Here is a 26,432-nt window from a genome sequence, read left to right as displayed (position 1 = left end):
CGGAGGGCTCTTTCGCGCGCCGGGCGTTCGTTTGACGGTCATTTCAACCGGCTCTATAATCAGCGCGGTAGCGATCAGGGACGCATCCGGCTCGATCCGCGACGTCGCCCTCTCGGGATGTCCGCCGAGGCCCCCTTGGGGTTCGGCCCACAACGTCCGAACGGACGCTCGGATCCCGCCCAGGGCTGTTCATGACGTGTGTCCGCGGAGGGAGTCTGACCCTGATGATACGACCAGCCGTCGCCCCTCTCGCCGTCTTGCTCGTCTCGACCGCGGCCTCCTTCATACCGACGGCGAGCCGGGCCGAGGCCCCCGCCGCCAGGGCCGAAGTGACTCCCGGTCAGTTCTTCACGATCACCGAACCGATCACGCACGACCAGATCGCCAAGATCCAATCCAAGACGCGAGGTCTCGTCAAAAAGACCTCGGCTGACGCCCAGGGACAGAGCCCGATCCTCGTCTTCCAGTTCCTTCCAGGCGAATCCGCGCCGGGAACGACCGACTTCGGCGCCGCCTACGATCTGGCGAACTACATCTCCCGCGAACTCGGCGGCGCGAAATCAACGGTCGCCTACGTACCCGACCCAATCACCGGGTTCGCGGTCCTCCCGGTGGTGGCCTGCACCGAGATCGTCATGGGGCCGAACGCCAGCCTGGGGCCGATCACTCCCGAGACCCAATCGTTCGATCCGGCCCTGCGCGAGCCCGTGCGATTCCTGGCCGTTCGCAAGACCCGCGACCCCGACCTGATCCTGGGAATGCTTGACCGTGACGCCGACCTCCGGCTTATCCGGACGCCGGACAAGGGCATCCGCTACGTCATGGCCGAGCATATGCCGGAGTTCCTCAAGTCGAACCAGGCCCTCGACGATCGCCCGGCCTGGGAAGGGGGACGGCGAGGCGTCCTGACGGCCGACCGGGCGCGTGAGGAGGGCTTCTGCAAACGAATCGCCCACTCACCCGCCGAGGTCGCCGCTCTTTACCACATCGCGGGCGGGTCCACGGTCGACGACCCGACGCTCGGCCAGAACGTCCGCCCGGTCTGGATCAAGATCGAGGGGCCCATCGAATCGGCGATGATCTCCTACCTGGGGAGACGACTCGACCAGGCCCGCCGCGAGAGGTCGAACCTCGTCTTCTTCGAGATCGACAGCCCGGGAGGAATGGTGGAGACGGCCGACACGGTCGCCGACCTGATCGCCGGCATCGACGACATGAAGACCGTGGCCTATCTCAACGAACGGGCGCTCGGCGTAGCAGCGCTTCTGCCGCTCGCCTGTCGCGACGTGGTCTTCAAAGAGGGAGCCCGGATGGGCGACGTCGCCCAGTTCATCACGGCGCGAGGGCGACTCGAGGATCTGACCGAAGTCCAGATCGCCGGCCTCGCCGAAAAGGCGGCTTTCCTGGCTGCGAAGAAGGGCCATTCGGAAGCCGTCGCCCGAGCGATGATCGACCCTCGAGCCGAGGTCGTCGAAGCGACCGATCAAAACACCCAGGGCCGCCGACTGGTCCTGCTCCGCGAAGCGGAAGCCGATCCCAATCGATTCACCAACCTGGAACCCCGCAATCGCGCCGGCGGTCCGTTGACCATCGACGCAGCCGAGGCTTCGGCGTACGGATTCAATCAGGTCGTCCGGGACTTCGAGGAATTGAAGACCCTCTATGGTCTCCAGGGGGTTGCGATCCGCGTGGAAGGCCCTGGTTGGGTCGACTCCCTGGTCACCTTGTTGACCGACCCTTACGTGAGCTGGCTGCTCCTCTTCGTCGGCCTGTTCATGATGGTGGTGGAGTTGAAGCTGCCGGGGATCGGTCTGCCGGCGATCGTCTCAGCCCTGGCCTTCTTGCTGTTCTTCTGGAGCCACTACCTCAGCGGCACCGCGGATCAGCTTGAGATCATCCTCTTTCTGCTGGGACTGATCTCGCTGGCTGTGGAACTCTTCGTGCTTCCGGGCTTCGGGATCTTCGGCATGTCGGGCATCGTCTTGATGCTCGGCAGCATCGTGATGGCCAGCCACACCTTTACGTGGCCGACTCAGGATTACGAATACCGTGAGATGGGCTTAACCCTCATCCAGTTGATCGTCGCCCTCATCGGAGTAACGGTCGGCGCGGTGGTGCTGGCCCACTACTTCCCGGCGATCCCGATCTTCAACAAGCTGATCCTCAAACCCGAACCCTGGACGGGCGCGGGAGGGGAGACTCTCGATCCCACCGTGAAGCCGCCGATGGAAGGCTACGATTCACTCGCCTACCTGATCGGCGAGACCGGCCGCACCACGTCGCCGCTACGGCCGACAGGGAAGGCCCGTTTCGGGAAACTCCTCCTGGACGTGACGGCCGACAACTTCTACATCGAGCCTGACAGCCTCGTCGAGGTCGTCGACGTGCAGGGCTCCCGCGTGATCGTGAAGAAGTGGGAAGGGACCGAGCCCGACGTGGACATCGACGAAATGTCCTGAGTCGTCCGAGTCAAACGGCCGTCGGCTGTCAGTTCTGGTAGTACTTTTGCAAAGCCCGATGGACCACGTGGACGACGACGTGTCGGCTGACGGGCTTTTCCAGTACGCAGAAGGCGTGCTCGGAGAGGGCGCGACGCAGCAGGTTCTCGTCGCAGGCGCCTGAAATCAGGATGGCCGGCAGCGCTCCGCGCATCTGGCGGACGACGGCGAGGGTTTCCAGCCCGGAGAGCCGGGGCAGGTGCATGTCGAAAAGGGCGACGTGAACGGGGTGGACCCGGACGATGTCGATGGCTTCCTCGCCGCTCTCCGCCAGGAACGTACGATACCCATGCGGGACGAAGATGTCGCGGAGCGTTTCACGCACTCCGGCGTCATCGTCCGTGATGAGAATCGAATAGTCCTGCACTGCTGGTGACGGCATAGTCCCGATCCACGTTGATCCGCACCGAGAATCCTGTCGGCCGGCAAACAAGAGCAAATCTCGCGCCAGCCTCTGAGACGTCGCCTCCGATATCAGACTCCATCACGACAACTTCTTACAAGGTCAGCCTTTGGAATTCTCAAAAAAGCGACGTTCGGCGACCGGTGAAAGTCTTTGAATGGCTCGTTGCCGGCCGATTTGGCAGTCAGCGGGTCGTTGCGGCGGGTTGTTCGGCGGTCGCGGCGGCGGCCCGAGCGATCCGCGAGAAAAGCCCCTGCGAAGGTCCCCAACGCTTGTCGGGGTCGAACGCCTCGGCGGCGGCCAACTCGGTCGGATCAGCCTTGAGGTTCTCGTACCGATACGACTCCAGCAAACCGCCGTCAGCCTGATGGGCGGTGACGACGACCGGCATCAGAGTGTCCTCGTCGAGATAGACGCGCCAGACTTCCTTGGCCGGAGTGATCCGCTGAATCAGATGGCAGGGCCGATCGCCCCCCTCCGGTTGCTGGAGCCCCTTGTAGGTGAGCCTCCCCTCCGCGCCAGTAGGGCGACCCTGAGAGTCGACCTGCTTGGAGAGGTTGTTGAAGATCGTGTCGAAGCCGGCCTCGGTGATGGCGTGGCGGCTGTTCCGCATGGCGAGCGGGCTGTCGACGGGGAGCGTCATGCGAGGGATCGGGATCGCCGAATTGGCGACGTTGACGTGCATCACCTTGTCGTTGATCGCGGCCGAGTAGATGACCTCGCGCCCCTTGTTCGCCCCCTCCGGCCATTCCAGCCGGACCGCCTTCGGATTTCGCCGGATGCTCAGCAGAGCCTTCTCCTCGGGCAGAACCTGACTGCCGACGCGCTCGACGCGCGTGATCGCGACCTGATAGGTCGACATCCCCTCCAGACGCTCGCGAGCGCCGTCCAGGATCGTCTTGAGGTTCGCCTCGGGCGGGGCGGCCTGGGTCTCGGCGGCCGGCTCGGCCTGAGCGAGTGCAGGTGCTGCGGGAGCAGGCGCCGGCTCAGGCGCCAAATCGGCGGCGGCTAGGGCCGGCGCAGGTTCAGGCTTCGCTTCCGCAACTCCCTGTCGCTGAGCAGCGCCCGGCGCAGGGGCCGGATCAGTCGCCTGCGCAAGCGGCCCCTGAATATCGGGCGCGGTCGAAGCGATGAGTGGGCCCGGTCGGCCGTCGGCGTCCTTCAGGACAGGAACGCTTTCAGGACGTCCCAGCGTGACGCGAACCCGGGCGTCGTTGACCCCACGCGGCTTGGATTCGGCAAAGGCCGAAGCGGCCCCCGCCCCACGATCGTCGGCCGCGACCTCGGCCGCGGAGCGAGTCGCCGCGGGCTTTGAAGGATTCTCCTGATCGGCGCCAGCCTGCGCCGCGGATTCGGCCTGCTTGACGCCCTTCGAGCCGGCCATGTTCTGGGCGTACAGGTCGTAACCCGGCTCGGCTCGCTCGCGAGGCCAGAGCAGGTTTGTGAGGGAACTCGATCCTGAATGCCAGAGTTCGCCGCCGCTCGTCGCACAGCCGGCGGTGCTCAAAGCAGCGGCAAGCGTCAGGGCGGCGAGCCCTGCGGACCTGGTCTTCGATGCGGCGTTGTTCGCCGGATTCATGTCATCGCTCCCCTTCAGTGGGGATTCCGTCGGACGGTCCGTCCGGTCGGCGGCCTGGAGCCCTGGCCTGGATCATCCGTAACACACGCGCACGCATACCACATCCGCCGCAAACCGGCAAGGCGAACGCACAGCCGGGCTGGCGTTCGTCGCGGGCTGGACCGCACCGATCGATCAGGAATTGATCGTCGCGACGATCGGGAAGGCGTGAATAGCCTCAACGTCGGGGATCAGGTGCGGCTGCTTATACTGTTCGACTGTTCCGCCGCTGCGGGCGAGCCGCCGTTTCTGGAATTCGCCCCAGCCGCCGTCCTGGATTCGGATCGTGCGGAGAGGGCCGAGACGGAGGCTGTCTCGCTTGGCCGCATACTCCACGTTAAGCGTTCGGAGCTGATCCTCCACCGCGGCGACGAACCTGTCGGCTCGCTCGTCGTCGGGAAGGTCGGAGTTCTCCACCAGGATCCCATACGCAGGAGGATCGCCCCAGATGGGGAGCAGGAGGTACGACCGCAGCCGAAGCCCGACCGACCGCTGGGCCGTCTCGACGGCCGTGATGACCTGATGTTCGGATAGCTTTTCCCCAGTCATGCTGGAGAAATGCGCCCCCTTGTTCAGGAACTCGACGACCGGCGCCTCGCCGTGGAACCCCACACAGCGAACGAGGTCGAAGATGTTGTAGCGATAGAGCCCGCCGGCCGTCGTCAGGAGGATGAAGTAGTTCTTCCCCTCGACGAGATCGACGGCCTCGACGGTCTGGGGGTCGGGCTTCTCCGCTTCTTCCTCGGGGATGAACTCGAAGTAGTGGTGGCGGATGTCGAGCACCCCGGCGGGCGTCCCGTCCTCGATTGGGATCGTCATCCGGCCCTCGGAGGCGATCAGGCCGACGTCCCGCACGGGCTTCTCGCCGAAGAACTCAGGGTAGCCCCTGAGATAGGCCCGCATCGTTCCTCCCATCCAGTTGGAGAGGAACTCCAGGTTGGGCCAGTAGTCGCGCGGGAGGAGTCGGCCGTGCTCGGCGATGATCGACTCCAGTCGTCGGGCTGTCTCCTTGCGACGAATCCGCGTCCGGAAGCGAATCTCGCGGCGGACGTCGTCGGGGACCGCCCACTTGGGATCGAGCGTCCCATTGTAGAGGTCGCGGACGAGGGTCTCGCGCTCGCGGTCGCCGAGCCGGACCATGTTCAGGATGGTGCTGGGGTTGGCCGCGATGATCGTCCCCAAGTTCTTGTAGATCGAGTATCGGAGGGCGACGTAATACTTCGACTCGACGTCCTTGATCCGAGATCCCGAGGGGGGCATGCAGTAGGTCGTCCGCACCATCCGGTTCTGCATCGAGGCCGTGAGGCCGGTGATCGCGCCGCAGGGGATGCCGGCGGTCGTGTAGCTCTCACGCCAATCGCTGGCGATCTGAAGGATTGGGCGCATCCCGTCCTGGATCATGTCGGGATGCGCGTCGAACGCCTGGATCCCCCAGACGAGCCAGCCTTCGCGATAGTCTTGAAGAGCTTCGCGGGTGACGGGGATCGTCTTGGGACGATTGGTGGTCCCCGAGGTCATCGCGAACATGAGCACTTCGGTCCCGGGACCGAAGAGGGCCGAGACCTCGCCGTTTCGCACGCGGTCGATATAAGGTTCGTGGCGGTTGTAATCGCCGATGGGGACGCGGCGGCGGAAGTCTTCCGGGGTGCGGATCTCGGCGAAGTGGTGGTCGCGCCCGAAGTCGCTGTCGGCGTTGCGCGCGATCCGCGACAGGAGCAGGTCGCGCTGAACCTTGCCGGCTTGCTCCGTCTGCTGGAGGAATTCGCCGGCGAGGCGACGGGCGCGGTTCGCGATCGGGCGGCCGACGAGCCGCTTGATGAACCTGAGCATGGGTCGGCGTCCCGGAGGTGAAGGGTTCAGCCGGTGACGGGGGAGGCGACGTTGGTCATCAGGCCGCCGCCGACGATCCGGCCCTCGACGGCGGAGAACTTACGGAAATCGGTCGCGGCCGGTTCGTCCTCGGCGTCGATGAGCGGACGCCGAGGAGCGTTGAGGTCGACGAACTCAGCCAGGCGGAGCGAGTATTCCTCGGGAGCCGTCTCCCGGCAGCGGTTGTGCTTGGCGTCGGCGACCAGCCATTGCTCTTTCGGCTCGCCGGCCCACGAGAAGAACTCGCGGGCGATGTCGACGCCGATGTAGACGTCGCGCTGGCCGTGGATCTGGAGCCAAGGGCGGGGCGTGAGACGGGAAACCGCACGCTCGATGCTGGGATAGTTGCAGCCTCGCTGCTGCTCCGTGCCGGCCCGAGCCACGTCGCCGAGGATGGCGAAGATGAAACGGGGAACGAGCTTCAGGAACCATTTGACCCGGACGAAGATCTCAGCCCAGCGGACGATGTACGCGGTCATGGTGCCGCGAGTCGCGAACGCGCCGTCGGTGACGACGCCCCAGACGTCGGGTTCGTCGGCGGCGACCAGCAGGGCCGTACCGCCCCCGCGGCTGACGCCGAACAGGCCGTAGCCGGACAGGTCGCGGTCGGGACGAGTCCGAAGATACGCGAGGGCGCTCTGGAGGTCGTCGACCTCACGATCCGAGGCGTACTGGAGCGGATCGTAGCCGGGCTCCGAGGCGCTTTCGCCGTGGCCGCGGAAATCGAAGCTGAAGACGTCGAAACCGCGGTCGCGCAGATGGTCGAGGTACGGGGCGTAGCTCCAGCGGTCGCTGAGGAACTCGTGGCAGTAGACGAGCACGCCCACCCGAGAGTCGGTACGGGCTTTGAAGTAGCTCCCCTGGAGGGTCAAGCCGTCGCCCGTCTTGAACGAGGCCGCCTCGCCGACGTCCTCGGGAGTGAGCTTCAGCGGCATGAACATCGGCCGCTCTTCGAAGATTCGCCGAATGACCGGGCAGTACATCCAGATGCAGAACAGCAGGAAGCCGCCGAAGACCACCACGGGGATCAGCGCGACGACGACCAGGATGACAAGCAAGGTAGAGAGGCCGGTCACGAATGCACTCCCGTTCGATTCGCCAGAATCGCCCCTGCGCGGCAGGAACGGACCCGGCGAGACATCGGTCAGTCGGTGTAGCGTTTCAAGATGAGGGTGATGTTCTGGCCGCCGAAGCCGAAGCTGTTGGAAAGCGCGACGTCGACGTGCTTCTTACGAGCCTCGTGGGGAATGTAGTCGAGGTCGCAGTCGGGGTCGGGGTTGTCCAGGTTGATCGTGGGAGGGAGGACGCCGTCGCGAATCGTCAGGAGGCAGACGATGGCCTCGACGCTGCCGGCGGCGGCGATCAGGTGGCCCATCATGCTCTTGGTGCTCGAGATGGGGACCTTATAGGCGGTCTCACCGAAGGTCTTCTTGATCGCCAGGGTCTCAACGGAATCGTTGACCGACGTGCTGGTCCCGTGAGCGTTGATATAGTCGATCTGTTCGGGAGCCAACCCAGCGCCGTCGAGAGCCTCACGCAGGCAGGCGATCGCCCCGCGGCCGTCTTCGTGACTGTCAGTGATCCGAAACGCGTCGGCCGTGGAGCCGTAGCCGACAAGCTCGCCGTAGATCTTCGCGCCCCGAGCCTTGGCGTGCTCAAGCTCCTCGAGCACGAGCATGCCCGCCCCTTCGCCGATGATGAATCCATCACGCTCGCGATCGAACGGGCGGCTCGCCTTCTGGGGCTCGTCGTTGCGAGTCGAGAGAGCCGTAAGCAGGATGAAGCCCGTGACGCCGAAAGGGTGGATCATGCTATGAGTGCCGCCCGAGAGCATCACGTCGGCGCAGTCGTGGCGGATCATCTCGTACGCCTCGCCGATCGCCTGCGAGCTGGCGGCGCAGGCCGTGAGGCAGTTCGAGTTCGCTCCCCGAGCGCCGAACCGAGCTGCCAGGTGAGCGGCCGGCGTGCCCGGTTCCTGCTCGGATTCGTGCCTGACGTGCAGGTTGTCGACGCCCAGCCGGGTGAACTCCGACTCGGAGACCTTCAGATGGGAGTCGCCCACTCCCTTCGTGCACTTGTAGACGAGCTTGACGAATCGGCCGAAGTCCTGCTGCCCCTCGCCCGCGCCGAGATAGACGCCGAACCGCGAACGGTCCAGGTCCTGACACTCGGTCAGCCCCGAGTCGTCCATCGCCATCTTGCCGGCGGCCAGGGCGAACCGCGTGTTCCGCGAGTATTCGGCCCAGCGGTCGGCGTCGTCGAGATACCGCGAGAGGTCGAAATCCTTCACCTCGGCGGCAATCCGGGTCGGGAAGGTGCGAGCGTCGAAGTGCGAGATCGGCCCGACGCCGCTCTTGCCGGCCAGCAGCGCCTGCCAGGTCGACTCAACGTCCCCGCCGACCGGGGTGACCATTCCCATTCCTGTGACGACGACCCGCCGCATGGAGCTATCTTCCCGGGCCTTCGCCCGACCTCTGAGGAAAACCGAAACGAGGACGAGCCCTGGCCCGAGATCAGCCCTCGGGGGCGATCGGCCCGCCCTTGACCACGACGGCCGAGGCCTGCCCGTTGATGGTGACGTTGGTGTTAACAAAGATGGGATTGTCGGTCGGCCGGGGAGCGGCCGTCACGACGTCGACGTGGCACGCCGGATCGACCTCTTCGCAGTTGAGCGTGGGGGGGATCAGGCCCCGGTTCACGCCGACGAGGCTGGAGATCAGCTCGACAGCCCCCGCTCCCGACGCGATGTTCCCCAGGTAGCCCTTCAGGCCGGTGACCGGCACAGCACCCTTGCCGAAGACCCGCTCAAAGGCCCGAGCCTCGGCGAGGTCGCCAACCTTGAAGCCCGCGCCGTGGGCGTTGACGTGGCCGACGTCCTCGGGCTTGATACGAGCCTCGCGGAGTGCGGCCTTGACCGCGATCTCGGTCCCCCCGCCCTGCGGGTCCAGCCCCCCGGTCGGAACGGCGTCGCAGCCCGAACCGGCGCCGAGGATCTCGCCGTGGATCTTGGCCCCGCGTCGAAGGGCGTGACCAAGTTCCTCGATGATCAGAATGCCAGCCCCCTCGCCGGGAAGCGTGCCGTCGCGGCGAGCGTCGAACGGGCGGAGGCCCGCGGAGGGCTCTCCTTCCCAGCGCGACATCGTGTTGTACAGGGCCATCCGGGTCAGACTGAGCGGATGGATCTTGGAGTCGGCCCCGCCGGTGATCATCACGTCAGCCTTGCCGCGGGCGATGATCCGGGCGGCCTCGGCGATGGCGAGGTTGGAGGACGAGTCCGCCTCCGTGATCGTGTTGCTGGGCCCCTGGCAGTCCATCAGGATCGAGATGTGACAGGCCAGCATGTTGGGCAGGTACTTCAGAAGCCAGATCGGCTCGATGACGCCGATGGCTTCCTTTCCCCAGACGGGGAACTCGAACTGGCCCGTCTTCTCGGTGGCCATCGTGATGGCCGGAGCCAGCTCGTCGAGGTCCGTCGAGATCAGGCCGGCGCCCAGGTCGATGCCGATCCGCGTCGGATCGACGCCGCCGTCCACGAGTCCCGCGTCGCTCATGGCGCGTTGGGCCGCAGCCACCGCGAGCTGGATGTCGCGGGCCATGTACTTGCGGCTCTTGGCCAGCGTCTTGCGGAACTTGGGTAGGGCGTAGCCCTTGATGAAGTCGAAGCCCCGGATCTCAGCGACGACGTCGTTGGGGAGCCCCGCGACGGGGAACTCTTCGATCCGCCGAAGCGCACCCTGGCCGGCGGAGATCCGCTCCCAGAGCGTCTCTGGCGTATCGCCCAGGGGCGTCACGAATCCCAGACCGGTGATGACCACGCGGCGTTCAAGACCAACCATGAATGACCCGTCGGACTCCGTTGGGGGGCTTGGGCCCCGATCCGTCCCGTCGCGCGAAACGTCAAAAACTCTTGAATGCGGACAGTCTACCCGAATTTCGCAGCTTTGGCGACCGTCGCAGCCTCAACCCTGGGGGGGAGTCGGCGTGGTGGGCTCGCCGTTGGCCTGACCATCGGCGGACGCGTCCGCCTGCTCTTTGGCCCGCTGTTGCGCCTTGGCGAGGTCCAGGACCCCAAGGAGCTGCTGGGTGAAAACGAAGTTCTTGGGGCCGAAAATCTGGTTGGCCCGTGTATTGTCCAGGTGCGCGAAAACGATCTCGGCGTCGCAGAGGAGTTCGCCGTTCAGGAACGCCTTGGCGTCGACGACAGCCCCTTCGGACCGCAGATCGGTGAGCGTCACCTCGTAGGTCAACTGGTCGCCGGCGCAGGCGACGCCGAAGAACTCGACGCGAGGGAGCTTGGCGAGCACGACCTTCTCCGCGAAGCCGCTGGCTTCGCCCACCAGGATGCCCCCCGTCTGCGCCAGCCCCTCGATGATGAGGGAGGCGGGCATGACCGGAAATCCCGGGAAGTGGTCGTGCAGGTGTTCCTCGGCAAGGGTCAGGTTCTTGATCGCTCGCGCGAACTGACCGCTCCGGAACTCCGTGAATTTATCGATCCAGATCCATCGCATGATCGGGCGCGCCGCCGGGCCAGGGGGAAGGTGGAGAAGGAGAGGCCGGTCCCCCACACGCCCAGTCGCCGGACGCGCGGCCCATGACAAGGGCCGCGGCCGTTCCGGGCTGGTGGGGCGGTCGGCCGCGATGGTCAGGCGGCCAGCTTGCTCTGGACGTAATGGACGAGCATGTCGACCGTGTACAGATCGCCCATCTTCTCGACGTCCGGATCAGCCTCGAACTTCGAGAGGTCGGCGAACGGCAGGCGGGCCTTCAGCTCGGAGACGCCCTTCGGCGTGAGCTTGCCGTCGGCGATCCACTCGGGATCGGCGACCAGGTTCTCCGGGAAGAGCTCGCCGCGGGGGATCTTGATCCCGAAGTTCCGCTCGAGACGGAAAACGATGTCGAGGAAGTCGATCGACTCGGCTCCCAGATCGCCCTGGAGGGTCGATTCGCGAGTGACGTCCTCTTCGTCCACGCCAAGAGCGTCGACGAGCGTGGACTGGACCTTGTCGAAGATTTCTTCGTATGCGGGCATGTCATCCTCAGGAAAAAGGGGACCAGGGCTCGCACTCGATCGGCTGCGAATCGGGGACGCGGACGGGCCTACGATTAAGTCGGCTCACTTAATCGTCGGCAAGATCGAGCGGCGAACTTCAAGTGGGGCGGGTGGCAAGGTGAGGCCCGATTCGTATTGGAAGGCTGCCCACGATCCTTCGGCCTGGATCCTGGGCACGCCTGGCATTGTCCAGAAAATCGGGATTTCTTGCAACCTCAGCAAGCTCAAGCTAATGATACGACCTAAGTTGACGGGAACCTTGGTTTTTTTCTGGCCCGCCTCGGCAAGCTGCGCCGAGTGCGCCGGCTGGGCGGGTCATACGCCCAACCACGTGTCAGATGAGCTTGACGCCCGCAGGCTCTGGCGTCCGAGAGATCGCGCGGGCGCCGACCGATCCTTTGCGCAAGGTGGCGTAAAGATCGCGAAGCCCAGCCACAATCGAAGCGTCGGTCGCGTGCAGATGCGGGTTCTTGTCGCGGAGGTTGTATCTGGTCAGGATGATCCGGCCCTTGACCATCTCCTGGCCGTCGATCACGCCGACGGCCTTGAACGTGGCGTCGGGGGCGGCGTCGGAGATCAGCTCGACCTTAAGTTCAAGCTGCCGACCAGGTTCGACGAAGCTTCCGTACTTGATCGTCTTGGCCTGCTTCAGCAGAATGATGCTGTTCGCGAAGTCTTCCATGTCCCGAAGGAGCCACGCGCCGGCCTGAGTCAGAGCCTCCAGCATCAGGACCCCGGGCATAACCGGAAATCCAGGGAAGTGGTCGGCCAGATATTCCTCGGCGAGCGACAGGTTCTTGACGGCGTGCAGCGAACGGCCGGGTTGAACGTCGACGATCCGGTCGATCAGGACGAAACGCATGGAAGCTCCCGAATTCAAGAAGGCGAGACTCTGGAGGGGCCCGACTCTCGAGCCGGCCGGGATTCGAAGCGTCGGGGCGTCCGCCGTCGACGACCCCGCATCTTATCCTCGGCCTGGCCCTCCTTCAAGGACCAGGCCCAGCGGCGCAGCCTGGGGCGACGGACGTAACCCGTTCCCGGAAGGATACAACCTGCAGGCCGACGGTCAAACACATGGACCATCCGTCCTCTGTTCCAGGATGGTTCTGCGAGCCGTCGCGTCTCGACCTTTCAACTAGGAAGTCGGCGCCAGCCGTCTTATACTTGAACAGCGTCGTCCTCGACACCGAAGATCGGTGTTCCACGAGGCGCGGGAACGCGACGCGCCCTCGACCCGGCGGAGAGTCCCCCATGTCGTCGAGTCTCGCAGGACTCGCACACGTTCTATCGGTCGCGCTCGTCGCGGCGACCCCCGTGGCTCCGGTCGAGTGGTCCCGCGACAGCCGCTGGATCGCCTACACGACGGTAGAGAGCTCAGACGCCACCGCCCTGCCCTCAGGCTGGATGCTCGCGCCGGGCGGCGTACCCGACGCGACGCACTCGGCTCCCGTCGTCCCGCAAAGGATCTACCGGATCTGGGCGACCGAGATTAAGAGCGGGGAATCGGTCCTGATCGAGGAGTCTCCCCAGCCGCTCTCGTCGCCGAGTTGGGTCGCCTCCGGCCGGACCCTCGTCTACGGCCGATTCAACCCAACCGAGGGCGAAGGGGGATCGACTCAGCATGGTCGATTCGAGGTGGTCGTGCGATCGGGCCTGGACCGCAGACAGACGATCGCCGTCGAGGCCGACCTGGAACTCAACGCTGAGGACCGCGTCGCGATCGCACGTCAGAAACTCGCCCCCAGTCCGGACGGCCGCCGGGTGGCCGTCCCCCGACCGGGAGCCGTCGCCGGCCTGTGGTTGGTGAACCTGACGGACGGCCGAACCGCCCTGACGCTCGATGGAGCCTTCGCGCCGGCGTGGTCTCCCGATGGGCGGCGGATGGCGTTCCTGAAGGAAATCCCCGTTCCCGAAGCCGAGCCGGCGGTTCAGGTGCATCTCCTCACCGCGATTGGAGGGAGCGACCAGGTTCTGCGCGTCAACGCCTCGGCTCTGACCGCGTCGCTGCTGGCCTGGGGCCAGGACGGCCAGTCGCTCATGATGATCGCTGGACCGGGCGGAGGAGCGTTCCGAACGAGGAACGTCAGCCTCGTTCGCGTCGGGCTTGAGGGGGGCTATGCGACGCCCGTCTCGACGCTGGAATCGATCTCGCCGACGAACGTCCCGGGCCGCATGCGAGGGCCTGCCACTATGGGAGGAGATCCCCGACCTCGCTCGGCCCGGGTCGACCTGACCATGGACGCCGAACAGGACCAGGGCGTTTGCCTCATCAACGACGGGCAGGAACAGGTCATGCGCTGGTGCAGCCTGGTCGGTCAGAACACCTACGACCGGTTCCACCCCCTGGATAGCGGACTGCAGCTTGGCGCGCCGGCGATCTCGCCGGACGGCCTGAATCTGGCGTTCCGGGTGGATGACGGCGGTGGTGCGGGCCTTGTCGCCTTGTTCGATCTTACGACCAAGGAAACCATCCCCGTCGCCCCGGATCTGTCGAGCCGCCGCCGATGGCTGGACCGCCTTGCGTCGTGCGCCTTGGATCTCCTGCAGACCTGGCTCCCGTCGCCGACCGGCGATGGCGAAGGCGTGCGAGCGACGGTCCTGCCGATCCTCGGCGAGTTGGGCGGCTTCCACCCCCGGCAGTTCCGATTGAAACGGCTGGCGAAGTTCGCCTCTGGTCCGCTGACGTCTCCCCCCGCCGCCCCAGAAGACGGACTTGAAGACTTCCGCCTCTTCTTCGCCTACCTCGCCCAGGACTACGACGCCGCCGAGCGGCTTCTGGCCGCCGTCGAATCCACGGCCGAAACGCCTCGCGACCGACTCCGATGGATGTGTCTTCGCGCCCAGATTCTGATGAGCAAGGGGGAAGTCGGCCGAGCGCGTGGGATCGTGAGTTATCTCGAACGGGAGACCCGTGGTTCGCGGTCGTCGATTGAGGAGACGGCGGGTGGTTATTCCCTGGCCGCCGTCGCCGACCCCACGAACGCCTGGGCGACGCATCTGGAAACGATCGCCGGCGACGGCACCCTCCAGAGAACGGGTAAGAGCACCAACGAACTGGGATCTCACGGAGAAACGGCGGACGCCATCAACCTTGGCGGCTGGGCTCCGGCTCCCGACCAGATGCCCATCGCCCCCTTCGCACCCAACCCGAACGGCCTCGCCGTCCCTCCGGACGAGTTCGGAATCATCCCCTTCCGGCGGAGGTTGCCAAACCTGGGGGACGCCCCCCCGCCCCCTCTGGACATTCAGCCGCCGGGGATGCTCCCACGTTTCACGCCGCCCCCGGTTCCCGGCCTCCGCGTGGTCCCGCTCGAAGTCCAACCGTAGACCTCAGAAGGCCGTCATCAGGACCAGCCGAGCCGCTCGGAGGAGACTCGACCGCTCCGACGCTGTGATCGCTCCCCGCGCGGCGACCCCCTCCAGGGTCTTGAGTGCTCCGTCGATCACATAACCCTGGGCCGCGTTCAGCCTGAGGGCGTCACGGTGGGCATCGAGGGACTTGAGAACCTCGCGGATCGTCATCGCCTCCTCGACGGGATTGTCCGTCTGGTCGCTCCAAGCAGGGAGCGTCGGGGCCATGCCTGCCCGGGCCACCACCCCGTAAATCACGCGGCTGATCTCAGTCATCTTGGGATAATCGATGGTCTCGGGCGTGTCGCTGGGCGAGTGATATCGAGGATTCTCCCCAGTACTGAAGAAGAGGAACGGGACCTTCTTCGACCGGAACGGCCCATAGTCGCTGCGGTTGAGGACGAGCAGATCCGCGCCGAGGATCCCCATCCGAAGCGGACGCCCCCCCACCGCCTCGGTCAGCCATGGGCGAAGGGCCGGGACGTGCTCGGTCCCCATGACGAAGAAGAAGTCGCCGCAGACGCCCCCCAACGATCGGCCGATCATGTCGGCTGTAACGAACAGGTCGACGCTCTCAACGGCGAAAGGCGGATGGGCTACGAAATAGCGAGAGCCGTAGAGCCCCGCCTCCTCCTGGTCAAAGGCGATGAAGACGACTGACCGCTGGGGCTTCTCGGCTGCCTCAGCCAGGCAACGAGCCGATTCGAGCATCATCGCCACACCCGAGGCGTTGTCGTCGGCCCCCGGATAGAGGACGCCCCCCCTTACTCCCAGGTGGTCGTAGTGGGCGGAGAGGATGACGTACCTTGCCGCGAGTTTCGGGTCGCTCCCCGGCAGGATCGCCCCCACGTTCCGGCCGAGCATATCGGCCGGCGGCGCAGGGGGAATCTCCTGGATGTACTGACCGTCGAAGAGAGGCTTCAGCCCGAGGCGGCGGAACTCGTCGGCGATCGCGCCGGCGGTCTTCCTCCCCCCTTCTCCGCGTCGCCCTTCCAATTCAGGCGAGGCCAGCAGTTTCACCCAGCGTTCCAGCTCAATCCGGCCGGGTTCCTCGGCGCAGACCGTCCCTAAACGGAAGAGGCATGCAACCGTCGCGACCGCGACGAGACGAGCGACCGAAAGGACCCTCGGGGCGAACCTCTGCGAACGAGTCGATGCGTCGTGCATAACCGCTCCTGGGGGCCGGAAATCCGTCTGCGAATTCGCCGCACGGCCGGGAACCGTGTGTCATCCTACTCGTGGATTGTGATGGTTCCCTACACGGAGGTGGAACGTGTCGCGAGGCTCATGGATCACCGCGTTCGCCCTGGCCCTGGCGTTTTCGCTGGGCGGCTCGGCCAAGGCCCAGGACTGGAACGACTACCTGCACTGGCCTTATGTGCCGCCCCAGGTCCCGGGCAACGGGTTCGAGTACAACGGGCTGTACGACGGCTGGTACAAGTACCCCCGCGAGCAGCGGATCGTGCCCCAGATCCAGGGGCCGTATTACCATAATTTCTACGGCGGCTATCGGGTCCTGGACAAGTTCCGGCACCCCCACGGCTGGCACGACTGGGACAAGAAGAAGTGGTACCAGGGCAACCACTTCACCATGGACGTCTTCTGAGCCGTCCCCTGACAGGCAAGCCCGGTCGACGGTCGCAACCGATCTCGTCACCCTTCAGTGGGCCCGGTTGCGTCCGACGACCGCCAAGATCGCCGGGCCGCCGCCCCAGGATTCACGGTGAGCGTGCTTCCCGTTCGAAACCGCCCCGCCCTTCCTTTTCCCAGAGGGAGGCCGCCGGGGCGGTTTCCGTTGCGCGGTCTCGATGCGATCAACCCAGGGCCAGGGCGATCCGGTAATACGCCTCCACGGCCAGAGCCACCTGATCCAGTTCGATCCACTCGTCGCGGGTGTGCGCCTGGGCGATGTCGCCGGGGCCGAAGACGATCGCCGGAATGCCGACCTGCCCGAGCGGGCCTGCGTCGGTTCCGTACGGGACGCCCACCAACGCGGGGGCCCGACCCGTCGCCGCCTCAACGGCCTTCGTGAGCGGCTCCAGCCAGGGGCCGAGGGGGGTCTCCAGCGCGGGCATTCGACCCCAGGGGGGCTCGAACTCGACGACCGATGGATCCACAACCTGGGACGCGACGCACGCGCGAGCCCGTTCGACGGCCTCCTCCCAGGTCTCGCCGGGGAGCAGGCGGCGGTCGATCTCGATCTCGCACCAGTCGGGGACGACGTTCACGCTCCGGCCGCCGTCGATCCGACCGACCGAGAGGCTCGGTGGGCCGAGCTTCGGATGCGGGACCGACCGGGATAGCTCTTCAGCGTGAGCCTCCAGGGCGTCGACGACCTTCGCCATCCGGTAGATGGCGTTCGCGCCGCGCTCGGGGGTCGAGCTGTGGCAGGCCACGCCCTTCGTCCGAACTTTCCAGCGGACCGAGCCCTTGTGCCACGGGACGACGTCCAGCTTGGTCGGCTCGGCGACCACGGCGAGGTCGATCCCCTTCTGAGTTTCGGCCAGTTTGTCCGAGCCCAGGTGGGTGTATTCCTCGTCGACCGTGCAGGCCAGGATCACCGAGGCCGAGCCCTTCGGCCGCTCGTAGCAAAGGCGACGGAAAGCCAGCAGCATGGCCGCCATCCCCGCCTTCACGTCGCACGAGCCCCGGCCGTACAGCCGGCCCGCTTCGACCCGCGGCTCGAACGGGGGAATGGTCATGCCGTCCACCGGGACGGTGTCCTGGTGAACGTCGAGAAGGATCGTCGGGGCCGAGGATCCGGGCGCCTCATAGCGGACCAGGATATTCGACCGCCCCGGCGCGACGGCCTGGCGAACGGTCGAGATCCCGGCTTGCTGGAACCAATCTTCGAGGTAGGCGCCGATTCGGCCCTCGAAGTACTCCGGGCCGCTGACGGGCCTCCCCATCGGATTGACGCTGGGGATGGCGACCAGATCGGCCAGGAGGCGGGTCGACTCGTCCACGATCCGCGCTCCTCAGGCTGGGTGGGGTGAGGTTGGGCGGGGCGGCGTCGGCCTCGACGCCGCGGCGGTCGTTCACATCGAAGTCACTTCACGCGTTCGAGATACTCGCTGGTGCGGGTGTCGATCCGGATCTTCTCGCCGGGCTTGATGAACGGCGGGACCTGGACCTTCAGGCCGGTCTCCAGGGTGGCTTCCTTGTACTGGTTCGTCGCCGTGGCGCCGGCCAGAGCGGGCGGCGTGTCGGTGACGGTCAACTCGACGGAGTCGGGGATTTCGATCGACACCGCCTTGTCGTTGATGTACTTGACCATCACCCTGGAGTTGGGCAGCAGGAACTCCATCGCCGTCCCGATGATCTCGGGGGCGAAGTGGAGCTGGTCGTAGGTCTCGGTGTCCATGAAGACGTGTTCGTCGCCGGCGGAGTACAGGTACTCGAACTCCTTCGTCTCGACGTAGGGGACCTCGATCTGATCCACCGACCGCAGCCGCTTGTCGATGAGCGACCCATTGTTCATGTTGCGGAGCTTGGTCTGAACCATCGCCCGAAGATTGCCGGGGGTGTGGTGGGCGAAGTCGACCACGACGTAGTTCACGCCTTCCATCGTGATCACCATGCCGCGGCGGATGTCGGTCGCTTTGAGCATCATGGCAGATTGCGTCTCTCTGAAGCCTGTCCGGACGACCGCCCCGGCTCCCTCCGGCCGACGACGTCCTCGTAAGTAAATACCGGCGCGACGCCGCGGCGCCGCAAAAAACCCGCTGTCTGAATGTACTGGCCGCACGTCGTTTTGCCTAGTGCGGCCTTCACTTCCGATCCGTCGCCCGCCCCCGTTACGGCCTCGCGACCGGCGCTGGAACGGCCTGACCGGGGGCCAGTTCCAGCAGCATGACGTTCTTCCAGCGGACCTCGTACGGGCCCGTCCCCTTGGCGATCGCGTGGACCTGAAGACCGATCAGCCCCTCCGAGTCCCGACCGTCGGTGAAATCGGCCGTCGGAACGCCGTTGATCCAGGAGCGGTAATGGTCCCCCTGGACGACGATTCGGTAGTGGTTCCAGCCGTCGGCCTTGAACGCCTTGGCGGCCTCGGACGACTTCGGCTCCTCGCCGTCGATCCACTTGCCGACTCGCGCTTCGTCGTAGAACTTGCCGGCCGTGCCGTTCACGGCGATCTCGCACTGAGGGCCGTAGATCCGCCCGACGCCGTGCCGCTTCGCGCCTTCGCTCCCAGCCTCGTAGAGGTGGCTGCGAACCTGGACCCCCGAGTTCAACGCGGGGTCGCACTTCACGTCCAGATCCACGACGAAATCCCGGAACGGCCCCTTGCAGAGGAACGTGTTCCCCGAGCCTTCCACCGTCTTCCCCACGATCGCGCCGTCCTCGACGCGATACTCGGCCTTGCCGCTCTCGGCCTTCCAGCCGTCGAGCGTCTTGCCGTCGAAGAGCGGCCTGGGAACGGAGTCCTGAGCCAACGAGATCCGTGCCAAATGGAATGCAACCATCACGACGATCGAGCGACCGATCAACATCATCACGAAACCCCTCCCCTGGCATGATGGCGGCCGAATCGAGGCGGTCGATCCCGCTCGTGCGATCATCGCCGCCACTGACCGTTTCGCCCGATCATACGCCGACGGCCGATGGAGAACGAGAAGGCGGGGGCAGGTTCGGCGTGCGAACGCACCCGCCGCGAATTGGGTTCCCTCGTCCGGCCTACGTTTGAACCCTACCTATCGCAAACCATGACCACAAAACCTGATGCGCCACGAAACCGACTCTGAAAAATTGGCTTCGATTGGTCATTTCTCCGCCCACGCCAACGCTGATTTCTCGTCACCATCTTGAGCCGACCTCCCCGGAACGATCCAACCGACTCCTCGGAACGCCCCGTCCTTCCAATAGGAATTTGGTCCCAAACTCGATTGGCTGACCAGGAAACCCGCAGGAATTCTGCTCGCATCGACGCTATATCCGGCTGCCGGCACTGGCGACGTCCACCCTGCGCCGTTATGTTATGAAGGCGCATTGTCGCGAGGCCCTGGTCGTGGGCTTTGCCCGAGTCGTCCCGACCGTCCGATTCCGGAGGCTCAGGGACGCGTGAAGAGAATTTCATTCAAATCTTCGCCGAGTTCGGCCGTGGTCATGAATGCGCGCGGCCGCATCTCCACCTCTTGAGAAAGGGTCGACCGATGACGAGGAGTTCCTCGATTCGTGGAACCGCGGCCTTGGCGGCGGCGGGGTTCCTCTCGGTTGTTCTGGGATGCGGCGAGGGGAAGCCGCCGGTGGACACCTCGACCGAGGAAGCCACGGTCAAGGGAACGGTCACGCTCCGCGGCAAACCGATCGCCAAGGGGAACATTCGGTTCGATCCCTCGAACCACCTGCGCAGGGATGCGACGGCTCGCAGCGCCCCGATCCAACCGGACGGGACGTACGAGGTCAAAACGCTCGTCGGGATGAACCGGGTGACGTTCCTGGTCCCTGAACTCACTCGCGATCCATCGCTGCAGGACGTGTCGCTGGACTGCGAGGTGAAAGCCGGCGACAACTCGTTCGACGCCGCACTGCCGCCAGTTCAAGCCGCCGCGCCCTGAGACGGGCGCGGCGGGAACTTCACACCGCCCCGACTCAGTAGGAGTCGGAAGAGAGCACCTCGCCGCCGGCGCGTGAGCCGAGCGCCCACCAAACGCCGGGAGCGATCGAGCTCTTGATCGCTTTCACCGAGCCGTCGGCCATCGTGACGTTTACGACGCCCGGATGGCGGCTGGTGGGAGGTACAGCGCCTCCCATGTCGCCCCAACGGCCGCCGTAAGTGCACCCCCAGGTGTTCGGCGGCAGAACCGTGTTGAAACGCGAGTTGCTGGGGCAGCCGTTGTACCAGAGGGAGCCGTTGGGATAGAGGCTGTTCTGGTTCTGCGGCGTGGAGAGCGCCGACGGATTGAGAGCCTTGCACTGATTATAAACAGCCGTCGGGTTGAGCAGGTCGGCGGCGGCCGGCTTGGTGATCAGGGCATACGTCGACGGCGGCGTCAGGGGGTCGTTGACCCGGGCCGTCGTGTACCAACCGATCCCCTTCACCTTCTCGCTGAAGCACGCGGTGTTGCTGAGGCCGTCAATGATGGCCTGGAAGCCGATCGCCGGGGTCTGCTTGATGTAGTTGCCGGTCTTCCGCGAGTTGCCCGACCAGCCGAAGAGCCCGTTGAACGCCCCGCTGTTGTCCCAGTCGTAGAAGGTCGCCGGGTTGGAGCCGGCGTTCCCCGCGTAGCTCGACGAGCCGTCGGCGTTCGTCAGCCGATCGAGGTCCGAGGGGCAGGAATAGGCCGAGACCCGCGTCCGATGGGTCGTCGTGTTGTACGGCAGATTCCAGTCCTGCAAGCCGTAAAAGAAGTTGATGGCGTTGTAGAGATTTCCCTGCTCCATGTAGGGAAGGATCAGGGCCAGCGACGACCACTGATTCCATTCGTCGGGACCGTCGCCCCAGGGGAGACCGCCCGTCGTCTGGTGATAGTTGTGGAGCGCCAGTCCGATTTGTTTCAGATTGTTCGTGCACTGGATCCGCCGGGCGGCCTCGCGAGCCGCCTGGACCGCCGGAAGCAGCAGGGCGATGAGAACCGCGATGATCGCGATCACCACCAACAACTCAATCAACGTGAAACCCCGACGCTGCGAGCGCAGCATGAGCGACCTGCCTTTCCTGAAAGAATCTCAAGATGTGCTGGTCAAAAAGAGATGTGTGGTCGATGATCCGACCCGGCCTCGCACGCGACCATCTTGCGCAAAGCATGGCGAGCACGCCAGAGGCAATCGACCCGAATTTTATCGCACCAAAACAAAATGTCGGCTTGGATCCAATCGATAATCCATGTTTGATTCAACACCTAATTACTTAAATCATACTGTTCCCTGTCAGCGCCGACGGGGCCCCGATGGACGCGTCGAAGCTACGCGGAAACCTCTTGATTGGGATACCGCCGCCGTGATCGAGTCGTAGTCGGCGGGCGAGCCCGCTCTGTCGGGAATGACCGACGAGTTCGAGCCTTTCGCAAACCTCTTCACGAGCGACTTCATGCGTCTCCCCAAACTTCTCCCGACGATCTCGGCCCTCCTGCTTCTGGCGATATCGACCTCTGCAGCCGTCAACGCCGCAGGCGGAAAGCCGAATATCGTGTACATCCTGGCGGACGATCTGGGATACGGCGACGTCCGCTGCTACCAGCCGGACAACAAGATCGCCACGCCCAACATCGATCGATTGGCCGCTCAGGGGATGAGGTTCACCGACGCGCATTCAGGCTCGGCCGTCTGCACGCCGACGCGCTACGGGATCTTGACGGGTCGTTATTCGTGGCGGTCGACGCTCGCCCAGGGCGTGCTCAACGGCTTCTCGCCGGCGCTGATCGGCCCGGATCGGCCGACCGTCCCCGCTCTGCTGCGCAAGGCCGGCTACACCACGGCGGCCGTCGGCAAGTGGCACCTCGGCTTCGACTGGACCGGCAAGGATGGGGCCGCGGGGAAGGACAAGGTCGACTGGAAGGTGGACTACACGCTCCCCTTCACCCAGGGACCGACGAGCCGAGGCTTCGACTCGTACTTCGGCATCAGCGCCTCGCTGGACATGCCCCCGTTCGTCTATCTCGAAAACGATCGGGTGGTTCAGGCTCCAACTGTGGAGAAGACCTGGATCCGCAAGGGGCCTGCGGGGGCCGATTTCGAGGCCGTCGACGTCCTCCCTCGCCTGACCGAGCGAGCTGAAGCGGTCATCGCCGCGGGAGCCCAGCCTTCGAAGACCGGCCGTCCGTTCTTCCTCTACCTGGCGCTCACCTCGCCGCACACGCCGATCGTCCCGACCTCCGAGTGGCAGGGAAAGAGCGGCCTGACCCCTTACGGCGATTTCGTGATGCAAACCGATGCAGCCGTCGGCCGGGTTCTTGACGCCCTCGACCGGCATGGACTGGCCGACGACACGCTGGTCGTCCTCACCAGCGACAACGGCTGTTCGCCGGCGGCGGGGTTCGACGACATGGTCAAACTCGGCCACCACCCCAGCGGTCCCTTCCGCGGCTACAAGGCGGACATCTTCGAAGGAGGCCACCGCATCCCGTTCGTCGTTCGCTGGCCCGGGAATGTCGCCGCGGCCTCCACCAGCGACCAGACCATCTGCCTGACCGACCTGATGGCCACCGCCGCCGAGATCGTCGGCGAGCCCCTTCGAGCGGACGCGAACGAGGACAGCGTAAGCCTCGTGCCGATCCTCAAGGGCACAGCGAACGGCCCGGTCCGCGAGGCGACGGTGCACCACTCGATCAACGGTTCGTTCGCGATTCGTCAGGGGCCGTGGAAGCTGATCTTCTGCCCAGACTCGGGCGGCTGGAGCGCCCCCCGGCCCGGCCGCGACGACGCCTCGAAACTCCCTCCCATCCAGCTTTACAACCTGGCCGACGATCCGGCCGAAACGAAGAATCTCCAGGCCGAGCATCCCGTGATCGTCGCCCGGCTCACGGCTCTCATGCGGAAGTACGTCGACGACGGCCGGAGCACTCCCGGACTAGCACAACCCAACGACCGGAAAGTGACGTTCCGACGCAAACCGTCGGGAGAATAAGAGTTCAATCGAAGGCGTCACTGCTGGAGCGGAGCCTCGTCATGAAAATTCTCCGCCTCGCAGAGCGAAGTCGCCCGCGGCTCCGCAGCCTCCTCGCATGGATCGCGCTGATCGCGGTCGCGCTGGGAGCCTGGATCAGCCACGTCCGCCGGCTGGAACGGCTGGAACGGCTCCCCTATGACCTCATTCACGCTGCAGAGGACGGCGACGCTGTTCGCGTCCGCGAGCTGCTGGACGAGGGCGCCAACGTGAATCGGGTCGTCGATGGACGTTTCCCCTGGACGCCGTTGATGCACGCATCCTTTGCCGGCCGAACCGAATGCGTGAAAGTCCTCCTTGAGCGAGGAGCCGACCCTAACCGGCAAGACCTCGACTTCTTCACGGCGGTCACCCTCGCCGCCGGCGAAGGCCACTGGGAGATCGTGCGACTCCTCATCGATCAGGGGGCCGACCCACTCCACACCGACGGTCAGAGCACCAGCGCCTTGGGCTACGCCCGCGAACAGGGTCAGGACGCGATGATTCGATACATCGAATCCAGATCGCCCAGCGGCAAGCCAGTATCGCCCTGATCGATGACTTTTGCGCGTCGCTGGCGAACCTCCAACCAGGACGCATAAACGTCGACCGCGACGGCCTTTGACTCCGTCGACGGCTGATCGACGCTTCGGCGCTTTTTGACGAATCGTCAAACGACTCCTTGACGATTTTCGACGATCCGTCAATAATCCCCGCATGAGCACGACCACGAGGAAGCAGAGGGAGATCCGTCAACGCGAGGCGTACCTGCTGGACGTCGCCCGTAAGATGCTCATGGAGCAGGGCTTCTCGGGTCTCAGCATGGACCGCCTGGCCGAGGCGACGGAGTATTCCAAGGGGACGATCTACCAGCATTTCTCGACGAAGGAAGACCTCGTCGCGGCCCTTGCGGTTCAGAGCATTGAGAATCGCCGAGAGCTGTTCGAGCGGGCGATGAAGTTCGAGGGTCGTCCCCGAGAGCGGATGTTCGCGATCGGGGTGGCCGACGAGATCTTCGGCCGGCTGCATCCTCAGTATTATAAAGCGGAGATGGTCATCCGCCTGGCGAACCTTCAGGACCGCGCCGACGTCCAGAGGCGGAAGCTTCTGCGGGAGCGCGACACCGAGTGCGCCGAATGGGTTCGGGAGATCGTGGAGGCGGCCGTCGCCGCGGGCGACCTGGAGTTGCGTGAACCGTGGACGGCCGAAAGCCTGGCCTCGGCGATTTTCGCGATCGCCGTCGGAACGCACATCGGGTTGGCTCACGGTGAACCGCTGTTCGGCGAGTGCCCCATGGAAAAGACCTGCTGGCTGAAGCGGGAGAGCATCAACGTGTTGCTCGACGGCTTCGGTTGGCGGCCCCTTTATTCGGAATGGGAGTACGCCGCCACCCGCGTCCGAGTGATGGAAAGCATCTTTCCGGAAGAATGGCGGGCCATCGGCGAGCAACCCTGACGTCCCGCTTTCTCCGGCGGAGCGGCTCGCGACATTGATCCTTGATTCACTCCATGAATTTCGCGACGAGCGCGGAACGTGTTCGTCGTCCGGCATCACTATCGTTTTTGAGGACTCCCCGCGAGGGGACGGGACATCTATGCGCACACGAAGAGCGTTGCCGATGAGGGCCCTGCGATCGATCGCCCCGACGGCCCTCGCGCTGATCGGAGCGAGTCTCGCAGGCTGCTCCAAACCGGCGGCCCCCAAGGTCCCGCCGCCGCCCCTGGTGGGCGTGGTCGAGTCGAAGCGGATGGACATCCCCGTCATCGACACGCCCAACGGCACGACGACGGCCCTGGAAATGGTCACGCTTCGGGCTCGAGTTCGGGGCTTCATCACGGAGCGACGCTTCGACGAAGGTTCGTTCGTCAAGAAGGGGGATCTCCTCTTCATCATCGATGAAGAGCCCTACAAGGTGGCCCTGGCTTCAGCCCAGGCCAAGCAGGCCGAAGCCGAGGCGGCCGTGAGCAAGGCCGAGCGCTCCAAGGTCCGCGAGACCGCGTCCGCCAAGGTGCTCCTCGACCAGGCCCAGCTCAATCTGAAGCGGATCGAGGAGAAGCGGGCTCGAATCCTGCTGACGAGGAACGCCGGGTCGCAGGAAGACCTGGACCGGGCCGAGGCCGACCGCAAGCAGTACGAGGCCCAGGTGGAGGCCGACCAGGCCAGCTACGAGCAGGCTCAGGCCGACTATGAGATCGGCGTCCTGGCGGCCAACGCCCAGCTCGAGGACGCCAAGGCGGGCGTTCGGGACGCCCAGCTCAACCTGGGATACTGCCGGATGACGGCTCCGATCGACGGCCGCATCGGCGTCGCGAGGGTCAAGGTGGGGAATCTCGTCGGCCCCGGCCAGGAGGGGGGCTCGTATACCGAACTGGCCACGATCCAGCAGCTCGACCCGATGGGCGTCGACATCCCGATCAGTTCGCGATACCTGGACCGAGTGACCCAGTTGGTCCAGAAGCAAACGCCCGTGATCCTGAACCGCCCGGGCGTCGAGGGCGAGGAGCAGCACCCCTACAACGGGCAGCTTTACTTCATCGACAACTTCATCGAGGAGACCACCTCGACGTTCCTCTCGCGGGCCCGGATTCCCAACCCCAACAACAGCCTGTTGCCGGGCGAATACGTGAAGCTCCGGATCGAGATCGAACAGCTCAAGGACGTGGTGGTCGTCCCCGCCCAGGCGGTGATGGAGACCGAGTCTGGCCCGGTCGTCTACATCGCCGACAAGGAAAACAAGGTCGCCATCCAGAGCGTGCGGGCGGGGATGTCGAACTACCAGGGGGTGCGGGTGATCTTCGAGGGCCTTGACGCGGGCGTGCCCGTGATCGTCGAGGGCCTTCAGATGGTTCGTCCCGGAATGCCCGTCACCGTCGCTCCGGCGACCCTCGCCCGGCCGGTCGAGACCCCGACCAAGGCGGATCCGGCCGCGAAGGAGTCCGAGAAGAAAGCCTCCGCGTCGGCGCCGGCCGCCGCACGCGAGAAGTCCAAGGCCGCTCCGGCCTCCGGCTCCCACTGAGCCGTCGAACAGGCGACGCCAACTCAACCCAGCGAGCACATCC

Annotated in this window: 22 protein-coding genes; 8 read left to right on the top strand and 14 right to left on the bottom strand. The window is 65.3% G+C overall.

The window, feature by feature from the left end; genetic code table 11:
- Nucleotides 1–224: 224 nt before the first annotated feature.
- Complete coding sequence (locus G5C50_RS20135; RefSeq protein ID WP_165072263.1) at nt 225–2,459, top strand: NfeD family protein; 2,235 nt, start codon at nt 225–227, stop codon at nt 2,457–2,459.
- 28 nt (nt 2,460–2,487) lie between these two features.
- Here the strand turns inward: G5C50_RS20135 and G5C50_RS20130 are convergent, their stop codons facing one another.
- The 9 genes from G5C50_RS20130 to G5C50_RS20090 all read right to left on the bottom strand — a co-directional run bounded on the left by G5C50_RS20130 (nt 2,488) and on the right by G5C50_RS20090 (nt 12,300).
- Nucleotides 2,488–2,880, bottom strand: coding sequence for a response regulator (locus tag G5C50_RS20130; protein ID WP_165072261.1), 393 nt, complete (start codon nt 2,878–2,880; stop codon nt 2,488–2,490).
- A 205-nt stretch (nt 2,881–3,085) separates the two neighbouring features.
- Nucleotides 3,086–4,480 carry a DUF1571 domain-containing protein gene (locus G5C50_RS20125; protein ID WP_165072259.1) on the bottom strand — a complete coding sequence of 465 codons (1,395 nt, stop codon included), beginning with the start codon at nt 4,478–4,480 and terminating at the stop codon, nt 3,086–3,088.
- A gap of 174 nt (nt 4,481–4,654) precedes the next feature.
- Nucleotides 4,655–6,349 (bottom strand): GH3 auxin-responsive promoter family protein, encoded by a 1,695-nt coding sequence (locus G5C50_RS20120; protein ID WP_165072257.1) that lies wholly within the window; start codon nt 6,347–6,349, stop codon nt 4,655–4,657.
- A gap of 26 nt (nt 6,350–6,375) precedes the next feature.
- Entirely contained in the window at nt 6,376–7,464 is a 1,089-nt protein-coding gene (locus G5C50_RS20115; RefSeq protein ID WP_165072255.1) for an alpha/beta hydrolase, read from the bottom strand.
- Nucleotides 7,465–7,532: 68 nt separating this feature from the next.
- Nucleotides 7,533–8,831: a beta-ketoacyl-[acyl-carrier-protein] synthase family protein gene (locus G5C50_RS20110; RefSeq protein WP_165072253.1), complete on the bottom strand. Its 1,299-nt coding sequence runs from the start codon at nt 8,829–8,831 to the stop codon at nt 7,533–7,535.
- Between the two features lie 70 nt (nt 8,832–8,901).
- Complete coding sequence (locus tag G5C50_RS20105) at nt 8,902–10,224, bottom strand: beta-ketoacyl-[acyl-carrier-protein] synthase family protein (RefSeq protein WP_165072252.1); 1,323 nt, start codon at nt 10,222–10,224, stop codon at nt 8,902–8,904.
- 123 nt (nt 10,225–10,347) lie between these two features.
- The gene (locus G5C50_RS20100) at nt 10,348–10,896 is read right to left on the bottom strand and encodes a 3-hydroxyacyl-ACP dehydratase FabZ family protein (RefSeq protein ID WP_165072250.1); all 549 of its coding nucleotides are present in this window, start codon (nt 10,894–10,896) and stop codon (nt 10,348–10,350) included.
- A 134-nt stretch (nt 10,897–11,030) separates the two neighbouring features.
- The gene (locus tag G5C50_RS20095) at nt 11,031–11,417 is read right to left on the bottom strand and encodes an acyl carrier protein (RefSeq protein WP_165072248.1); all 387 of its coding nucleotides are present in this window, start codon (nt 11,415–11,417) and stop codon (nt 11,031–11,033) included.
- Between the two features lie 355 nt (nt 11,418–11,772).
- Entirely contained in the window at nt 11,773–12,300 is a 528-nt protein-coding gene (locus tag G5C50_RS20090) for a 3-hydroxyacyl-ACP dehydratase FabZ family protein (RefSeq protein WP_165072246.1), read from the bottom strand.
- A gap of 389 nt (nt 12,301–12,689) precedes the next feature.
- Here G5C50_RS20090 and G5C50_RS20085 point away from each other — a divergent pair, with 389 nt between their 5' ends.
- Nucleotides 12,690–14,765 (top strand): PD40 domain-containing protein, encoded by a 2,076-nt coding sequence (locus tag G5C50_RS20085; RefSeq protein WP_165072244.1) that lies wholly within the window; start codon nt 12,690–12,692, stop codon nt 14,763–14,765.
- Between the two features lie 3 nt (nt 14,766–14,768).
- On the opposite strand, the gene G5C50_RS20080 is transcribed toward G5C50_RS20085, so the two are convergent.
- On the bottom strand, nt 14,769–15,956 hold the full coding sequence (locus tag G5C50_RS20080) for a M28 family metallopeptidase (RefSeq protein WP_165072242.1): 1,188 nt from the start codon (nt 15,954–15,956) through the stop codon (nt 14,769–14,771).
- Between the two features lie 106 nt (nt 15,957–16,062).
- Here G5C50_RS20080 and G5C50_RS20075 point away from each other — a divergent pair, with 106 nt between their 5' ends.
- On the top strand, nt 16,063–16,395 hold the full coding sequence (locus tag G5C50_RS20075) for a hypothetical protein (protein ID WP_165072240.1): 333 nt from the start codon (nt 16,063–16,065) through the stop codon (nt 16,393–16,395).
- 208 nt (nt 16,396–16,603) lie between these two features.
- On the opposite strand, the gene G5C50_RS20070 is transcribed toward G5C50_RS20075, so the two are convergent.
- The 3 genes from G5C50_RS20070 to G5C50_RS20060 all read right to left on the bottom strand — a co-directional run bounded on the left by G5C50_RS20070 (nt 16,604) and on the right by G5C50_RS20060 (nt 19,285).
- The gene (locus G5C50_RS20070; RefSeq protein ID WP_165072238.1) at nt 16,604–17,755 is read right to left on the bottom strand and encodes a M20 family metallopeptidase; all 1,152 of its coding nucleotides are present in this window, start codon (nt 17,753–17,755) and stop codon (nt 16,604–16,606) included.
- Between the two features lie 83 nt (nt 17,756–17,838).
- Nucleotides 17,839–18,402: an elongation factor P gene (gene efp, locus G5C50_RS20065; protein ID WP_165072236.1), complete on the bottom strand. Its 564-nt coding sequence runs from the start codon at nt 18,400–18,402 to the stop codon at nt 17,839–17,841.
- A gap of 184 nt (nt 18,403–18,586) precedes the next feature.
- Nucleotides 18,587–19,285 carry a 3-keto-disaccharide hydrolase gene (locus G5C50_RS20060; protein ID WP_165072320.1) on the bottom strand — a complete coding sequence of 233 codons (699 nt, stop codon included), beginning with the start codon at nt 19,283–19,285 and terminating at the stop codon, nt 18,587–18,589.
- 657 nt (nt 19,286–19,942) lie between these two features.
- On the opposite strand from G5C50_RS20060, the gene G5C50_RS20055 reads away from it, so the two are divergent.
- A complete protein-coding gene (locus G5C50_RS20055) occupies nt 19,943–20,347 on the top strand; it encodes a hypothetical protein (RefSeq protein WP_165072234.1) in 405 nt (134 codons plus the stop codon).
- Nucleotides 20,348–20,381: 34 nt separating this feature from the next.
- Here G5C50_RS20055 and G5C50_RS20050 read toward each other — a convergent pair whose 3' ends face one another.
- On the bottom strand, nt 20,382–21,431 hold the full coding sequence (locus G5C50_RS20050; RefSeq protein ID WP_165072232.1) for a DUF1559 domain-containing protein: 1,050 nt from the start codon (nt 21,429–21,431) through the stop codon (nt 20,382–20,384).
- 388 nt (nt 21,432–21,819) lie between these two features.
- Here G5C50_RS20050 and G5C50_RS20045 point away from each other — a divergent pair, with 388 nt between their 5' ends.
- The 4 genes from G5C50_RS20045 to G5C50_RS20030 all read left to right on the top strand — a co-directional run bounded on the left by G5C50_RS20045 (nt 21,820) and on the right by G5C50_RS20030 (nt 26,389).
- Nucleotides 21,820–23,355 (top strand): sulfatase family protein, encoded by a 1,536-nt coding sequence (locus G5C50_RS20045; RefSeq protein WP_165072230.1) that lies wholly within the window; start codon nt 21,820–21,822, stop codon nt 23,353–23,355.
- 41 nt (nt 23,356–23,396) lie between these two features.
- Nucleotides 23,397–23,927: an ankyrin repeat domain-containing protein gene (locus G5C50_RS20040; protein WP_165072229.1), complete on the top strand. Its 531-nt coding sequence runs from the start codon at nt 23,397–23,399 to the stop codon at nt 23,925–23,927.
- A 163-nt stretch (nt 23,928–24,090) separates the two neighbouring features.
- Nucleotides 24,091–24,828: a TetR/AcrR family transcriptional regulator gene (locus tag G5C50_RS20035; protein WP_165072227.1), complete on the top strand. Its 738-nt coding sequence runs from the start codon at nt 24,091–24,093 to the stop codon at nt 24,826–24,828.
- A 163-nt stretch (nt 24,829–24,991) separates the two neighbouring features.
- Nucleotides 24,992–26,389 carry an efflux RND transporter periplasmic adaptor subunit gene (locus G5C50_RS20030; protein ID WP_240907284.1) on the top strand — a complete coding sequence of 466 codons (1,398 nt, stop codon included), beginning with the start codon at nt 24,992–24,994 and terminating at the stop codon, nt 26,387–26,389.
- Nucleotides 26,390–26,432 lie beyond the last annotated feature (43 nt).

Source organism: Paludisphaera rhizosphaerae (genome assembly GCF_011065895.1).
In the GTDB taxonomy this organism is placed as follows: domain Bacteria; phylum Planctomycetota; class Planctomycetia; order Isosphaerales; family Isosphaeraceae; genus Paludisphaera; species Paludisphaera rhizosphaerae.
The sequence above is the reverse complement of the archived record's forward strand: the minus strand, read 5'-3'. Positions and strand labels throughout refer to the sequence as shown.

Excerpts from the sequence above, each read along its gene's own strand:
- G5C50_RS20110 (WP_165072253.1), bottom strand. The coding sequence starts at position 8,831 with ATGCGGCGGGTCGTCGTCACAGGAATGGGAATGGTCACCCCGGTCGGC.
- G5C50_RS20130 (WP_165072261.1), bottom strand. The coding sequence starts at position 2,880 with ATGCCGTCACCAGCAGTGCAGGACTATTCGATTCTCATCACGGACGAT.
- G5C50_RS20050 (WP_165072232.1), bottom strand. The coding sequence starts at position 21,431 with ATGCTGCGCTCGCAGCGTCGGGGTTTCACGTTGATTGAGTTGTTGGTG.
- G5C50_RS20095 (WP_165072248.1), bottom strand. The coding sequence starts at position 11,417 with ATGCCCGCATACGAAGAAATCTTCGACAAGGTCCAGTCCACGCTCGTC.
- G5C50_RS20055 (WP_165072234.1), top strand. The coding sequence starts at position 19,943 with ATGACGAGGAGTTCCTCGATTCGTGGAACCGCGGCCTTGGCGGCGGCG.
- G5C50_RS20035 (WP_165072227.1), top strand. The coding sequence starts at position 24,091 with ATGAGCACGACCACGAGGAAGCAGAGGGAGATCCGTCAACGCGAGGCG.
- G5C50_RS20105 (WP_165072252.1), bottom strand. The coding sequence starts at position 10,224 with ATGGTTGGTCTTGAACGCCGCGTGGTCATCACCGGTCTGGGATTCGTG.
- G5C50_RS20085 (WP_165072244.1), top strand. The coding sequence starts at position 12,690 with ATGTCGTCGAGTCTCGCAGGACTCGCACACGTTCTATCGGTCGCGCTC.
- G5C50_RS20135 (WP_165072263.1), top strand. The coding sequence starts at position 225 with ATGATACGACCAGCCGTCGCCCCTCTCGCCGTCTTGCTCGTCTCGACC.
- G5C50_RS20030 (WP_240907284.1), top strand. The coding sequence starts at position 24,992 with ATGAGGGCCCTGCGATCGATCGCCCCGACGGCCCTCGCGCTGATCGGA.
- G5C50_RS20060 (WP_165072320.1), bottom strand. The coding sequence starts at position 19,285 with ATGATGTTGATCGGTCGCTCGATCGTCGTGATGGTTGCATTCCATTTG.
- G5C50_RS20045 (WP_165072230.1), top strand. The coding sequence starts at position 21,820 with ATGCGTCTCCCCAAACTTCTCCCGACGATCTCGGCCCTCCTGCTTCTG.
- G5C50_RS20100 (WP_165072250.1), bottom strand. The coding sequence starts at position 10,896 with ATGCGATGGATCTGGATCGATAAATTCACGGAGTTCCGGAGCGGTCAG.
- G5C50_RS20125 (WP_165072259.1), bottom strand. The coding sequence starts at position 4,480 with ATGAATCCGGCGAACAACGCCGCATCGAAGACCAGGTCCGCAGGGCTC.
- G5C50_RS20040 (WP_165072229.1), top strand. The coding sequence starts at position 23,397 with ATGAAAATTCTCCGCCTCGCAGAGCGAAGTCGCCCGCGGCTCCGCAGC.
- G5C50_RS20080 (WP_165072242.1), bottom strand. The coding sequence starts at position 15,956 with ATGCACGACGCATCGACTCGTTCGCAGAGGTTCGCCCCGAGGGTCCTT.
- efp (WP_165072236.1), bottom strand. The coding sequence starts at position 18,402 with ATGATGCTCAAAGCGACCGACATCCGCCGCGGCATGGTGATCACGATG.
- G5C50_RS20090 (WP_165072246.1), bottom strand. The coding sequence starts at position 12,300 with ATGCGTTTCGTCCTGATCGACCGGATCGTCGACGTTCAACCCGGCCGT.
- G5C50_RS20120 (WP_165072257.1), bottom strand. The coding sequence starts at position 6,349 with ATGCTCAGGTTCATCAAGCGGCTCGTCGGCCGCCCGATCGCGAACCGC.